The sequence below is a fragment of the Tranquillimonas alkanivorans genome, assembly GCF_900115595.1.
Taxonomy (GTDB): Bacteria; Pseudomonadota; Alphaproteobacteria; order Rhodobacterales; family Rhodobacteraceae; genus Tranquillimonas; species Tranquillimonas alkanivorans.
In genome coordinates this window covers 1-13,008 of record NZ_FOXA01000015.1, presented here as the reverse complement: position 1 = coordinate 13,008, position 13,008 = coordinate 1, and the positions used below count along the sequence as shown (strand labels likewise).

At 64.4% G+C, this 13,008-nt stretch carries 14 protein-coding genes; 3 read left to right on the top strand and 11 right to left on the bottom strand.

Annotated elements, in window-relative coordinates; genetic code table 11:
- Positions 1–22: 22 nt before the first annotated feature.
- The 10 genes from BM162_RS15980 to BM162_RS15935 all read right to left on the bottom strand — a co-directional run bounded on the left by BM162_RS15980 (position 23) and on the right by BM162_RS15935 (position 7,636).
- On the bottom strand, positions 23–355 hold the full coding sequence (locus BM162_RS15980) for a hypothetical protein (RefSeq protein ID WP_093424154.1): 333 nt from the start codon (positions 353–355) through the stop codon (positions 23–25).
- Positions 356–485: 130 nt separating this feature from the next.
- Positions 486–2,726, bottom strand: a complete 2,241-nt coding sequence (locus BM162_RS15975; RefSeq protein ID WP_177215196.1) for a S8 family peptidase — start codon at positions 2,724–2,726, stop codon at positions 486–488.
- Positions 2,727–2,752: 26 nt separating this feature from the next.
- Positions 2,753–3,268, bottom strand: a complete 516-nt coding sequence (locus tag BM162_RS15970) for a thermonuclease family protein (protein ID WP_177215195.1) — start codon at positions 3,266–3,268, stop codon at positions 2,753–2,755.
- A 108-nt stretch (positions 3,269–3,376) separates the two neighbouring features.
- Positions 3,377–3,601, bottom strand: coding sequence for a hypothetical protein (locus BM162_RS15965; protein ID WP_093424145.1), 225 nt, complete (start codon positions 3,599–3,601; stop codon positions 3,377–3,379).
- A 168-nt stretch (positions 3,602–3,769) separates the two neighbouring features.
- Positions 3,770–4,189 carry a hypothetical protein gene (locus BM162_RS15960; protein WP_093424143.1) on the bottom strand — a complete coding sequence of 140 codons (420 nt, stop codon included), beginning with the start codon at positions 4,187–4,189 and terminating at the stop codon, positions 3,770–3,772.
- 15 nt (positions 4,190–4,204) lie between these two features.
- On the bottom strand, positions 4,205–4,522 hold the full coding sequence (locus BM162_RS15955) for a hypothetical protein (protein WP_093424140.1): 318 nt from the start codon (positions 4,520–4,522) through the stop codon (positions 4,205–4,207).
- A 93-nt stretch (positions 4,523–4,615) separates the two neighbouring features.
- Positions 4,616–5,341 (bottom strand): hypothetical protein, encoded by a 726-nt coding sequence (locus tag BM162_RS15950; protein ID WP_093424136.1) that lies wholly within the window; start codon positions 5,339–5,341, stop codon positions 4,616–4,618.
- A gap of 110 nt (positions 5,342–5,451) precedes the next feature.
- On the bottom strand, positions 5,452–6,006 hold the full coding sequence (locus tag BM162_RS15945) for a YcbK family protein (RefSeq protein WP_177215194.1): 555 nt from the start codon (positions 6,004–6,006) through the stop codon (positions 5,452–5,454).
- Between the two features lie 157 nt (positions 6,007–6,163).
- Positions 6,164–6,679 (bottom strand): cell wall hydrolase, encoded by a 516-nt coding sequence (locus tag BM162_RS15940; protein WP_093424134.1) that lies wholly within the window; start codon positions 6,677–6,679, stop codon positions 6,164–6,166.
- 132 nt (positions 6,680–6,811) lie between these two features.
- Positions 6,812–7,636 carry a sigma-70 family RNA polymerase sigma factor gene (locus BM162_RS15935; RefSeq protein WP_093424131.1) on the bottom strand — a complete coding sequence of 275 codons (825 nt, stop codon included), beginning with the start codon at positions 7,634–7,636 and terminating at the stop codon, positions 6,812–6,814.
- A gap of 146 nt (positions 7,637–7,782) precedes the next feature.
- On the opposite strand from BM162_RS15935, the gene BM162_RS15930 reads away from it, so the two are divergent.
- A complete protein-coding gene (locus BM162_RS15930) occupies positions 7,783–8,319 on the top strand; it encodes a hypothetical protein (RefSeq protein WP_093424129.1) in 537 nt (178 codons plus the stop codon).
- Between the two features lie 29 nt (positions 8,320–8,348).
- Here the strand turns inward: BM162_RS15930 and BM162_RS15925 are convergent, their stop codons facing one another.
- Positions 8,349–8,780 (bottom strand): hypothetical protein, encoded by a 432-nt coding sequence (locus BM162_RS15925; RefSeq protein WP_093424126.1) that lies wholly within the window; start codon positions 8,778–8,780, stop codon positions 8,349–8,351.
- A gap of 212 nt (positions 8,781–8,992) precedes the next feature.
- On the opposite strand from BM162_RS15925, the gene BM162_RS15920 reads away from it, so the two are divergent.
- Together BM162_RS15920 and BM162_RS15915 are read left to right on the top strand one after the other, a co-directional pair.
- The gene (locus tag BM162_RS15920) at positions 8,993–11,770 is read left to right on the top strand and encodes a DEAD/DEAH box helicase (protein WP_093424124.1); all 2,778 of its coding nucleotides are present in this window, start codon (positions 8,993–8,995) and stop codon (positions 11,768–11,770) included.
- 692 nt (positions 11,771–12,462) lie between these two features.
- Positions 12,463–12,777, top strand: a complete 315-nt coding sequence (locus tag BM162_RS15915; protein WP_177215193.1) for a hypothetical protein — start codon at positions 12,463–12,465, stop codon at positions 12,775–12,777.
- Positions 12,778–13,008 lie beyond the last annotated feature (231 nt).

The window sequence follows — 13,008 nt, the reverse complement described above, 5'->3', positions numbered from 1 at the left end:
GGGCGTCGCAGGCACCCTCGCATCACGCCACGAGGTCGAAGGCCGTGGCGTCCAAGTCGACGCTAAACGCGAGGTCCTCCGTGTGCTGAAAGAAATTCGCAGCCCAGATCAGAAAGTTCGCGTCGTTGCTGTCGAGAATGACCTTCAGCGGACGCCCCAGGCGCTCACGCTCCGATGATGCTCGGCGCCTGAGCGTGGTGAGAACGGCGAAGTACCGCTCCTCCAGGCTCTTTGGCTCTTCCGGAAAGGGGTTTAGGATCGGGACCCAGTCGGTGCCCATCATCATGAAATCGCGGGCGGGGCCATCCGGGGGGAAGGTTACGCTCACGTGCAGTTCTCGTACGGCGGTGTTCATGTCGCTCTTGTCCTTGGGCCCAGGAAGGGCCAGCCGCGGTTATGCCAAGAATATGGGTTGCTCGCGGCATCGAGCGGCATTGAGCGGCATGCGGAGGCAGTATTCTGCTCTCCGCGATGCTCCGCAGTCCTTAGAACTCCAGCGTGTAGCCGGCACGGGCCGCCAGGTCCGAATATCGATCGGTCCCCGGACGCCAGATTGCGCCGAGCGCGAGGCGACCGCCCGCCAGCTTGCTGCTGTAGCCTACCTGGATGTCGGCGCTCCGAGCGACGCTGTCGAGTTCCACGGTCTGTCGTGCACGATAGACCGCGTTGCTGCGCTCGCCATTCTCGGCGGCTGCCATTGCGACCGGCCGATCGAGCAAGATGCGGCCGGAGGTCATGGCGAGGGGTGCCGAGGCACCGATACTGAAGCGGTCGCTCCGGTTGAAGACACCGCTTCGGGACACCCCGACGGCAAAGGCGCTGGAGCCGATGTCAGTGCCCTCGGCAAGTACGCCGCGCGAGGCGAAGCTCGATGTTCCGAGGGAGGCGGAGGCGGTCAGCGACGTGGCATCGCTCAAGGCAAGAGCACCTGAAAGCCGGCCGTAGCGGGTCTGCGTCGAAAGATCATCACCGAAACCACCCGTGATGGCGGTGCCGAGCAGGTGGCCGGTCTCGAAGAGGTGTCCGACTTCGAGGGAAACGCCATGTTTTGCGGATCCCGTGGCGATCTCGACCGAGGCAAGGCTTCCGGCCTGCGGGTCCAGCATCGTCGAGAGCTTGAGATCTGCGCCGCCGAGGGCCGTATCGTAGCTCAGGCGAGGTGCATCCAGAAGTCCCGCATAGGCAGCATCGAAGGCGCTTGCGTTGGCGAAAATCGCCGATGCCGGGTTGCTCGTGAACTGCTCCAGGTCATCCTCGGCTTGACCGAGACCGCTGGACGCAACGGTAACCATATGGCCGAGATCGACGGAGTAGCCGCGGTCGTAGCTGTCGGAGACCATCATCATCTGGCCGGAGAGGGCCTGGGTGAGAGACGATGCCGCGACGGCGTCCGCGACGATGTAGGAGTCCGAGAGTGCTGCCTCACCGGGGGTCCGGTCATGGCCGGTCTTGATCGCGAGCTGACCTTGCGGAGCGACCGCGTTCTCCAGGTCGAGAAGTCCGTGCCCGTAGACCGCGTCTACGCCGGCTTCTCCGAGATCGCGAGCCGTGTCCTTGAGAATGCCGACGATCTCGGCTCCGGTGAGTTCGGGGAAGTTGCTGGCCAGAACGCTGACGGCACCCGTGACGTGCGGAGCGGCCATGGAGGTGCCGCTCATGTAGGCGTAGCTGTCGGGACCGTAACCGGCCTCGACGGAGACCGGGGCGTAGATCGCGCTTCCGGGGGCCACCAGGCAAAAGTCCCGCGCCAGGCCGCAGCGGTTGCTGTAGTCGGCGATCGCGCCGTCGGGACCGACGGCGGCGACTGCGAGCCAGTGGTCCGCAAGTTCAGGAATATACGCGGCGGCGCCCGCATTCACGCTGGGATGCGCCGCACCGTCGTTTCCTGCCGCGAGCACCGAGACGAGACCGGCGCCCGCACTCTCGCGCAGTGCGTCCAAGAGGTTGGAGCCGTAGTATTCCTCGAGCTGCTGCCCGTTGTCGTACATATCGATGCCACGGCGCTCGCCGTTGGGGCCGACGAAAGACCAGGAGTGATTGATCGCCACCGCGCCGGCGCCGGCCGCCCGGACCTGTGCATCAGCCCATGCTTCGGCGGGGGAGAACAGACTGTAGGGCGCCCCCTCCCAGGCCAATCCCTGGAAGACCATCAGTTCGGCATCGAAGGCGACGCCGTGCATGCCGGTGTCGTCCTTTTCGGCAGCGATGATGCCGGCGACATGGGTGCCGTGCCCATCGTAGTCGGTTACATCTCCATTGGTGTTGAAGTAGCTCCGTGACAGCGCGGCGTTGATGTTTCCGTCGAGCTCGGAGTGATGGATGTCGGCCCCGGTGTCGAAGACAGCCAGGCGCGTACCGGCACCGGTGCCACCGTCGGCGTAGCGATGGGCGGCGCCGATCATCTGCAGGCTGTAGTCACGCTGGTACTCGGAGGTTTCGAAGTCAGCCGGATTGCCGCCAGCCGTGGGCGGCTCGTCGGGGAGAGCGGGCGGGGGAGGGACCGGGTCATCCTCAGCGGATTCCTCCGGCTCTTCGCCGCCGGCGAAGACGAAGGCGGCGACGCCCCCGAGAGCCAGGACACCGAGGAGGGTTCCGGCGGAGCTGCCCGACAGCTCGCCGGGGGCCGCCTGACCGGGGATGGCGATGTCTTTGGCTTCCTGCGCGGCCAGCGCCGATGTGCTGGCAACGGAAAGGGCGAGTACGGACGAAAGAGTGGTTCTGAGCATGAGGGCTCCTTGGTTGCGCAGGGCGGTCATGCGACGCTGGCCCGCAGGCGGTGTTGATCGGGTCGGGCGATCCGGCGGCGCGAGGCCCAGATGCCCGCCTTGCGGCGACGCGCCCGGCGCTCGTGTCGCTTCCAGAAGTCCCGATCCCGGGTTGCGAAGGCGTAGCCGTCCTCGACCATCGCAAGATTGAGGTGGCGCCCTTCGGCGCCGTTCGCGCCGCGGCTCCACAGGTCGCAGAGGATCCGGTCGTAGCAGTCTCGTCCGGACGCCGAGATTTCCACTTCTCCGCCACCGATGAGCTTGATCAGGTGGGCGCGGGCGGCTGGGCCGGCCTCGCCCTGGCTCATCTCAGGCGCGTCGATCCCGAGCAGGCGGTAGCGCTGCCGGCCGACGGCGATGGTGTCCCCGTCGATGACATAAGGATTGCGCACACAGGCTGTCGCGCGTCGGCGTATGACCGGCGGGCCGAAGATCAGCCTCCAGATCGAACGCACGGTGAGGGCGATGCCGCGCAGCGTGAGCCTTACGATCGTGCCGAGCATCAGACCCACGGCCTGAAGCGCGAACCTCAGGAAGAGGAGGCTGATCAATGCTCCGATGACCGTTCCCATGAGTGATGCTCCCTTGGTTTCTCGCCGCGCCGCTTCCGGTCAGTCGGCCTCGAGTTCGCGGATGTAGGCCATCGCGCGCGAGCCCATCTCGTAGGCATGGCCGTCGTTGAGGAGGACTTCCTGTACAGGCTCGTCCTCGCGGCGCAGCGCGCCGAACTCGTTGATGATGTCGGCAATGGCCGCTCGGAATACGCGCGGCGAAAGGCTGTGGCCGCATTCCTCGGGCGTGTAGGTCTGCTCGTTGCTTTGATCCTGGGTCGTCATTGTCGTCGTCCTTTTCTGATGACGGGGTCGTTTGAAGTTTTCAGGCTCGCGGGGCTCGTCGGAGCATCCGCTCTTGCCTTGGAGATCGTGCCGATAGGGGCGCCATCGAAACGCAAAAGGCCGCCTCGCAATCTGCGGGCGGCCTCATGCCGTTTTTATGGGGTCGCTTCAGCGCCGAGTGATCAGGCTCGCGAAAAGGCCGATACCGAAAGCGCTCAGGAACGCGGCGCCCATCATGACCAGGGTCATGCTCTCATTCGCGACAGCAGCACCGAGAGCGAGGGCGATCACCGTGTAGTAGGGAATATTGGATTGGCTGTGGCGAGATCGGGCACCGAAAAGCAGCCCGGCTGCACCTGACAATGCAAGCGCCATCGGCGCGTGCGAGCCGGGCAGCATGGCAAAGACGGGGGAAAGCAGGTAGCCCGCGACGACGAGCAGAAGCCCGATGCTCAGAACAGCGAAGATTTTCCGGGCATTCTGCATGCCGTCTTCAAGTAGGTCGTAGGAGAATCCGACATCGGCCTCGAAACGCTCGCGCTCTTCGGGCCTGTCGAAGTCGTAGTCCTTGAGGTAGACGGTCGCCACGGGCTTTCCTTCCGGTCAGGAGGCGTCGAGCGCAGCCAGGCGCTTGGCGGCCGCGACCGGATCCTTGAGAAGCGCCTTCAGCTTCAGCGAGACGTGCGCGACAAGAATGCCGGTGACGCTGGCTGTCAGTGCGAAGTCGACCATGTTGCCTTCGAGGAAGCGCCAGGCGGCGGCGCCGACACCGAAGATGACGGTCGTAATCAGGACGGCAGACATCCATTCCAGGTCGCGGCTATGGAGGACTTCCAGCTCGCGCGCGTTCGGCTCGCCATCGAAGGTCTCGCTGGGGACTTTCGGCAGGAGGAAACCGGCCGCGGTATAGTTCTTGCTCATCAATCAACCCTTCCGTGCTGAGCATGTGTATCCTTGGGAGGAAATATGCGCAGCGAGACGGCACCGGAAAAAATTGAGTGGGCCTTCCGAGAATCAATTTCCGGCCGTGATAGCCGATCGGAAAAACGCAATCGCCGGCAGGAATACCAGAGGCAAGATCGCGATGCTCAGGCCATAGTAGGCGAAAGGGGCGATCGATGGAGATGCAAGCGCGGCAAGAGCCACTGCGAAGAGCCGCAGGTCGAAGGCCAGGACCAGGAAAACAGCTGCAAAAGCGCAGTGGAGAGATGGCCCGGTGATGTTCGAAACCCCGCGGCGGATGCGAGACCACCCTTGCAGAAGTACGATGCGCTCGAGCATTGCCCCATCGGGCTTCTCTGCTGGCTTCGCCTCGGTCGCGGCCAGACGTCTGATCCAGATATATAGCGCGGCCATGAGGTTGAGAAGCGCGAGGGCCGCAAGAAGAAGGGCGCCGCCCGGGTAGGACGCCACGAGGGCAGGAGAAAGCGCCACGCTGAACACGAACGTCGTGGTGATGCAGATCAGGGCGAGGCCGGGCAGATGAGACGACATCCCCCTGGCTCTCAGGAAGACGGACGTGACATCGTTTCCGGAGCTGAGGCTGGCCAAGGCCGCCACAAGGACACCGAAGAACAGCAGGAGACCGGCGAGAATAGTATCCGTGGCACCGCCCGCGACGTCCGTCGCGACGTAGAGCCAGGCCCCGGCAAGGGCGATGACGGATGAGGGCAGGAGAAGGCGCAGATAATGGCGGAGCACCGCCACGAAAGCCTGCTTCTGAATGCGGATGAAGGACATTCTGCCTCTCTTCTTTCTGTGTGGATCCTCTCGGAAACCAGGCGGGATACGGATCACTCCGCATCCTTCATCTGCGAGAGAAGGACCTTGTGTTCGCGTGCGGGCTTCGATCACGAGCCCCAGTACCGAACCCGAGCTGTATCGACATGAACGAAGCGGTTCATCGTGTACTTGCCCACGCCGCCGGCGCGGAGGCTCTTCGCGGCCGAATGGATCTTGTCGACTGACCTCGAAGAATGCGTGATGTCGCAGGCCCTGCCGTGCAGGTGCTGCGAGTTTTTCGCGCCGCCCACGTCCTCGTTGCTCTGAGGGCTGCGGTAAAGGCTGAGGGCGGTGAACGGCTCGGTGGTGTCCAGGCGTCGCCAGACCTGCCACAGAAGGTCGATCAGGCCCGGGTCCATTGACCGGACGGCTCCGGTCCGCCAGTCCCGGGCGAAGTTGTTGAAGGCCGTCACGGCCTCGGGCACGACCTGGCCGTCGACCATGTAGGTCTCGTCGTAGGTTTCGCCGGTATGCGCGTTCCTCAGGACCAGCCTGCGTTCGCCCTCACCGCCGAGCGTCACGCCGCTGAAGTCGTACTCACCAGCTCCAGCGTCGTACTCGCCGGAAAGTGAGCCGCCCATCATGCCGCCGGCGAAGCTCGACGCCGATGGCGGGCAGAACAACGGCGATGCTCCGGCAACGCCGGGAAACAGTGCTGCGCCGGCGCCGATAAGGAATGATCTTCGTGATTGCGCGGTCGCCATTGAATCTCTTCCGTCAAGGATCCTGTCCCCGGAGGAGATACGCGCGCCTCTCAAGCCCCCAAAATTGCGGGCCGGATCACTCTTTCGCCTTGTAGAAGATGTGCTCGCCGATCCTGCCGACCCGCGACATCTTCGGGGCCCAGTCAGGCGATACGCTGGTGGCATGGTAATGATCGGCGCCCTCGAGTTCCGGCAGTGGACCTATCTTCAGGATCGCCATGGCGACATCGATCGAGCGCTCCCACGCCTGGCGATCTATGATCCGAGGGAAATTCCAACGCGAAGTCAGGAAGCTGAACTGCACGGGGCGCACGACATCGCAGATCGTGTTTCCCCAGCGCTCCGGGTTCTTCACGCGTTCAAGAATCACGCTCCCGACCGCGAGCTGCCCGAACAGGCTTTCCCCGCGCGCTTCGTGGTAAATCGCGATCGCGAGGCAGGATAGGTCTTTCTCCAGGTAGAGATTCCGCGGAACTCTGTTGCGCAGCTCTTCCGCTTCATGCTTCAGGGTTTCATTCGGTGCCTGATTGGCCGAAGCTGAATTCGTGAGTGTCAGGGCCAGTAGAATGACGGCCGAAATTCGGCAGATCATCGCATTGTCTCATCTTTTTCTGAAAAGGAAATCGGACCCCCGGCCGCGACTTCGCAACCAGCCCGCCTCATGAGGTGCCGCGTTACGAAAGGGGATAGGGTGCGCAACGCGAAGGTCGCGCACCCTGGTTGTTCAAACGAGGTCGGAAAGTTCGAGGCCGCGGCGCGACAGCTGGTCCTGAAGCGTCTGCAGGGCCTTCTTCTCGAGCTGTCGGACGCGGGCTTCCGAGCAGCCGAGCTCCTCGGCGATATGCTTGTTGAGAACCGGCTCCTCGCCCATGTGCCGCTTGCGCAGGATGAGCGCCTCGCGGTCCTCCAGGCAGGCGAGGAGTTCGTCGGTGATCGACGCACTCTGGTTTGCGTTCAGATCATCGACGACGACGCCACGGGAGTCTTCCTCGCCCAACTCGTCCTGAAGGTCTTCCAGCGGCGCCGCGGAACTTTCATACTGCCGCAGCAGGCGCAGCCCGTTGCGAACCGTGCCAAGCGACAGGCGGTGGTGTTCTGCCACGACCTCGAGATCAGCGGCGCTGAACTCGATGCTCAGCCCGTAGGCCGCGCGCTCGCGTTGGATTTTCATGAGGGCAATCATCGCCGTGCGCACGCGCGACGATTTGTTCGTCGTCTGCAGGCAGGAGCGCTCCGAGAAGACGGACAGGGCGTTCCAGACATAGGGCCCGACGAAGGTCGCGATAGCAAACCCGCGCGAAGTATCGAACCGGCCGATCCCCTTGAGGAACCCTTCGGTCGCCACCTGGATCAACTCGTCAAGCTCGAAGGTGTGGCTCATTTTCGCATTCATGCGAACCGAAAAGGAGCGGATGAGATGGACATACCGGGTGCAGAGTTCCGCCGCGGCTTCGCCGGCACGGATGTCGTCCTGGTAATCGAGCACCAGCTCGTTATCGCTCAGCTCGGATGCGGCTGGCGTATTGCGGAGGATTTTGGCGGTCGTCATCTGGTAAACTCCTCGGGTGGATGCGCGCTGTCCTTCCGGACGGCTCGCAAGAGCCGCCGTCCGGGAGGACAGCGAGCCTGATTTCGATGGAATGGCCTCCGGTACGATCTCCTTGGGGAGATGAGATCGAAAACGGGAGACCGGATATGAATGCGCTGACAAAAGCCGTTTCAGGGGTGTTTCTGGCGGTTTCGCTGTGCGCGCCAATCGCGGCGCAAGCGACCCAGGCGGAAACGGTGCAAGGGGCCTACACCCAGCTCGGAGAGCGCCTGGATTGGCAGGCTCTTCGGTTGAACCTGGCCGGCACGCCGATCTGTGCCATCCGAACCGAGGCGAAAACTCGATCCGGGGGAGTGACAGCCCGGGGCGAGACGGTGGCGTTCCTGACTCTCGAGACGGGGGATGAAAGACCGGTTTTCAGCTATCTTCCCGGCGCACGCGTTGCAGCCGGGGACACGGGCGCCAGGCTGATCATCGACGGCGAGGTCGAGGTGCACCTGGTGGGTGCCGGAGATGCGCTATACGCACATCCCGATGATGACGCCGCGCTCTACCAGGCCTTCCGTAAAGGCCGGTCCGCGGTAATCGAGGCCACCCTTCCGCGGATCGGGGAGATCCGGGACGAGGTCAGCCTGATGGGTGTCGTGGCGACATCGGCGATCATGTCCCGGGAGGGCTGCTAAAGCCGTCCCGAGCGACCTGTCGCAAGGCATCAGGCCATGAAGCCCTTGTCTTCCTGTTCGGCCGGAGCAGGATCGACGCATAGCAAGGAGAAGCGATCCGTCAGCTGATACTCGATGTGGTCGAGATATCTGCAGGCGGCAGCCCGAAGCATCGGGTTTGCCTGGGTCAGCGCGAATTGCCTGTCGAAACTGGCCTGATTTCCGGAGTTGCGCTGTACGTGCAGCGCGGCGCCGGCGAAGCCGGAATATCCAGCGATCATCAGTGCAATGCCGAACATCAGCGGACGCGAGATGCGGGTATTGCGATAGATCAGAAGGGCAGCGCCTGTGATGACGAGAGCAGCGAGAACGAATGGAAAGCCCGCCTGGACAGTCGCTTCCATTTCCTGGGCCTGCACGACGGCATCGTTCAGTTCAATGATGTCGTCGGCAATGCGCTTGGTGATGTAGAAGTCGTTCACTGCTGTATCCTCGCTGATTTTCGAAATCCGCCGGTCCCTCAGGATATTGCCTCCAATGGGATCCAGGCGAAGCGGGCCTCGGGCTGGCGTTCGCAAGAACACGCCAGCCCGGGGCCGGCTTCGGTGCGCCGACCGGTCAACGGGCCGGAGCAGGATGCGGGGCGGGGCGCCATTTCCTCTTCAGGTCGTTTCGATCGCAGGATGGCGCGACGATGTCGAAGCATGAACAGATTTTCCCGGATCTCGATCCGGCTTTGCGCATCAGCAGCAAAGAACAGCTCGCTGCGGCCGAGATCCTCATGGGGTCTCCGCTTTGGGAGCAGGCCACCGACTACCAGAAGCGCGTCTCCGTGGACGGGCTTTCTCATCTCATGCGCGGCAGAGATATCCGGATCGACGCGTCGCCGTCGGCGGGCAAGACCCGCATCGCGATGATGCTCGCCGAGGCCATTCCGCAGGCGCTTCCTGGCGGAAACGGGGAGCGCGGCACGGGCCGGGTCATCTCCGCCTCTCACACCCGCGCCATCCACAACCAGACGATCGCCGATTACCAGGCCCGCAGCATCTTCGGTCAGCCAGGCGAGTTCGTCTCTCACCGCGACACTCGCCCGGGGCAGGGCGCCGTCCTCACGATGGTCGGGCACCTGCTGTCCCGCGGCGACAACCGCACGCAAAACAACATGCGGGCGATGGGCCGGGCGATCATGGACCAGGAGGTCAAGGCCGTGATCGTCGACGAAGCGCACCACTTTCGCGAAGACGAGAACGCGGGCTATTCCGAGCTGCTGGCCCTGACACGCGCCGTCAATTCTGCGCGCGCCCAGAAGGACCGCCATCCGGAATTCAAAGCCCCGATGGTCTTCCTGTCGGCGACCTTCGGCCGCGACGACCGTGCCAAACTGCACCCTCGTATCGAGGAGGCGGTTCCGCTCTTCATCAGCCCCTCCGAGACGCTCGGCAAGACCGCGCTCCCGGTCCGCACAAAGGTCAGCGACTTCGTCTACAAGGACGGCGGCCGCGCCGAAGGGCAGGCGCACGATCTCGCGTTCAAGCGCTTTGGCAGGACCCCGAAGGAGGCCGCCGAGGCAATCCAGGACCATCGCCTCGAGGCCTCGATCACGAAGTCCATCCGCGCCGCCCGAGAGCGCCCCGAGAACGCCGGCTGGCTCGACGCCGCGATCGACACGGGCGAGAAAGATTCGCCGACCGAGAACCCTCAGATGCTCGTGTTCTTCGACGAGCTCGACGAGATCGAGAAGTATCGTTCCACCTTCGAGGCCCGCTACCCCGGACAGGTCGGGGTCATTGGCCGCAAGACCAGCCGGCAAGACGAGGAGAAGGTCCTGGACGGGCTGCGGGAGGGTCGCCTGCGGGCGGTGCTGAACTGCAAGCGCGTCGACGAGGGCGCCAGCGTGGAAGGGCTCGATGTCGTCATCAACGCCCGCGCGCTCCTCTCACGCCGGGAGTTGATCCAGATGGCCGGACGCGCAGCCCGGGCGGACCATCGCCGGGGCAAGGCCGAGGGCCTGTTCGTCGATGCTGGTGCGGCCACCTTCGTGCGCGGCACGGTTGAGGCGCAGATGGCGATCCTCGATGCGAAGGCCGGACTGAAGCAGCGCGACAGGATCCCCGCGGCCAGCGCGATCGACGCCCTGTCATCTGCGACGATCATGCGCGACGCCGGCGACCCGAACCGTCAGAAGACCCGCCGGGTCATCACGATTGCCGACACGCAATACGCCCTGACGCGTCACGACGAGAAAGGGGAGGCCAGCTACAATGTCGAGACTCTTCACCCGGTCTCGAAGGCGGCGCAGGCCCTCCACTACCGCGACGGCGGCAAGGTAAGCCCGCGCTGGCCGGCCGATGCGCTTGCCGACCACTTGTTCGAAGTCATCTCCGACCGCGAGTCGGACTTCGCTCGCAACGGCGGACCGTTCGGCAAGGAGACGGTTGCTGCAAGTAAGCGCTTCGCCGAGGCCTTCCCGCAGGCACTCAAGCGCCGCGAGCAAACCTTTCGCAGGCGCCGCGAGCTCGACCCGGCCTCCCGCCGGGTCAGGGCATTGCAACGCGTCCCGGTCAAGATGCCGAAGGGGCATCCGGCGGAGCGTATGCGCCTCGGGGATCTCGTGGCGGACGGCAGCCTCAAGGCGACCGGCGCCGCACAGAAGGTCGCCGAGAGCATTGGGTCGAAATTCGCGACGCTGTCGGCCAAGGATCCGCGCGCCGCACTCGTCATGGCAGAGGCCGCTCACCGCGCGATGTTCGAAACGCTGCCGCCCTCGGCGATTCCGGCCAAGCTGCGCGAAAAGGTTCGCAAGGTCGACGTGGCCCGGGAATCGAGCCTGGGGCTGCAGGAGAACTGGCTGAGCGCAGCATCCGAGGCCGCGACGGCGATCCGCGGCAATCGCGCCGTGCGGATGACGGCCGGCGCAGAGCATCTCGTGTCCGCCTTGGCCAAGGCCGGGCCGACAATTCGCAAAACGATCCGGCTGGCGCAGCAAGACATCCGGAAGCAGGGCGGGAAGCCAGATCCGGCTGTGCCCACGGCTGCGGTCCGGCCCCCGCCGCAAGAGAAGCCGTCGGCGACCGTTTCTGAGGCGGCGCGAAGCGTCCGCCAGCGCCGCGAGGACATCGCCGGCATGAACATCCCCGCCCGAAAGCGGGCGGTCTACGAGCGCGCCTGCGAGATCAGGCGGCGCCACGCGATCTGCAACGCGGCCATCGAGCGCAAGCAGAAGCAGATGTACGGCGGGGCGGATGACGACAGCCGCCAGTCCTCGCGGCAGGCCTGGGCGCGACTGAACAGGGCCCGGGTCAGGATGGAGAAGCAGTACGAGACGATCCGCCGGGAAGATGCCACGCGTTTGCATGGCCCGTCTCAGGATGGCTGTCCTCCAGCCGCTCCGAAAGAGGGGTTCCCGGATTACGATCAGGTCCGCGCCCGGATGAAGAGGACCCGCTCTTCCGTGAAGGTCATGCAGCGCTGACGCCTGCCCCTGTAAGCTGACTCATAGACACCGCTCGGCACCGCGTCCCACCGCCAGAGCACATCACCCCTTCGGACAACCTTTCCAAGGACAAGGAGGAGAGAGCCCTCGGCAGAGAGAAGAGCCGAAGGCCGAGCAGACCCTACGGCCGAGGCCCCGGGGAAGGGGGCGCCCGCCTCACTTCCAAGCTGCCAGGTGTCGCCCGCGCAGCGCTTTCAGAAGAAGGGGAAAGGGGAGGAGAGAGCCAGTAACCCCAAGCCCCGGGTCAAGGCGGGGTCCGGGGCGCAGCCCCGGCCTGGCCGGAGGGCTGTGAGAGGAGAGAGACCAGTCGCCTCAGGGGCCTGACCGACCGACTGACTGCCTGCCTGCGGAACGAGCCTGCGTCACCGGAAGACAGCGGTGCCTGCAGAAGCACCAGGGCCTTTCTCTCCGGAGGGGCTACCGCCTGTGGCGTAGCTTCTCCGGAGGAAGTCCGTCAATCTCGGCTCCAGCCGGGTCCAGGCCTGTGGCCTGAGAACCCGGCTGTGCCGGGCTCGGCCGTGCCGCATAGCCGGCTCTGCCGCCTGTTGTCTCAAATTCCCTCTCTCCCTCCCTCCCTTCTTCCTTCCCCTCCCTTGCGTCAGTTTCCTGTCGTTGCGGGGTGGACGTATTTCCTCAGGACCAAGGCACAGATGCGTCAATCAGGGGGTCACATGTCTGCCACACGAAGCTTCATGGCGTCTATCGCGAGGAAGTCCAAATCCCGGGCGTTCATCGAAGGGCTTCTTCAAAACGACCCTGGCCGCTCGAAGGGGCAGACGATGAGTACCGTCGGCGATTTCGCGAAGCGCGGTGGAGAGATGCGCCTCACCTGCGACGCCTGCTCGCGGGACGAGACACTGACGGCGGCAGAGCTGCTTGACCGCTACGGCGCCGATGCGGATCTCAAGGATGTGAAGGTCAAGTGCGAAGCTGGCCGTAAGAAGGGATGCGCCTCACTGGCTATCCCCATCCTGCCCAGAAGCTGAAGTCCTGAAGAGCCCGGTCGGGCGGCACTTGTCGCCCGTCAGCTCGCCGCGTCCTGCTCTGCAAGCAGTCGCTCGAACAGTTGCGATCCCGTCTTCCTGGCGCGCTGCCTGCAAGAGTAACGCGCGAAAGTTGGTGATGCCCTGAGGGGCGGCATATCATGGCGGTGTTCAGACGCCGTCAATTCTCAGCCGAGAAAGGGATATGCCACATGTCAGAAGATACCATCACCC

Bases quoted from the DNA above. Each gene is read 5' to 3' on its own strand.
- BM162_RS15980 (WP_093424154.1), bottom strand. From the start codon at position 355: ATGAACACCGCCGTACGAGAACTGCACGTGAGCGTAACCTTCCCCCCG.
- BM162_RS15975 (WP_177215196.1), bottom strand. From the start codon at position 2,726: ATGCTCAGAACCACTCTTTCGTCCGTACTCGCCCTTTCCGTTGCCAGC.
- BM162_RS15970 (WP_177215195.1), bottom strand. From the start codon at position 3,268: ATGCTCGGCACGATCGTAAGGCTCACGCTGCGCGGCATCGCCCTCACC.
- BM162_RS15965 (WP_093424145.1), bottom strand. From the start codon at position 3,601: ATGACGACCCAGGATCAAAGCAACGAGCAGACCTACACGCCCGAGGAA.
- BM162_RS15955 (WP_093424140.1), bottom strand. From the start codon at position 4,522: ATGAGCAAGAACTATACCGCGGCCGGTTTCCTCCTGCCGAAAGTCCCC.
- BM162_RS15950 (WP_093424136.1), bottom strand. From the start codon at position 5,341: ATGTCCTTCATCCGCATTCAGAAGCAGGCTTTCGTGGCGGTGCTCCGC.
- BM162_RS15940 (WP_093424134.1), bottom strand. From the start codon at position 6,679: ATGATCTGCCGAATTTCGGCCGTCATTCTACTGGCCCTGACACTCACG.
- BM162_RS15935 (WP_093424131.1), bottom strand. From the start codon at position 7,636: ATGACGACCGCCAAAATCCTCCGCAATACGCCAGCCGCATCCGAGCTG.
- BM162_RS15930 (WP_093424129.1), top strand. From the start codon at position 7,783: ATGAATGCGCTGACAAAAGCCGTTTCAGGGGTGTTTCTGGCGGTTTCG.
- BM162_RS15920 (WP_093424124.1), top strand. From the start codon at position 8,993: ATGTCGAAGCATGAACAGATTTTCCCGGATCTCGATCCGGCTTTGCGC.
- BM162_RS15915 (WP_177215193.1), top strand. From the start codon at position 12,463: ATGTCTGCCACACGAAGCTTCATGGCGTCTATCGCGAGGAAGTCCAAA.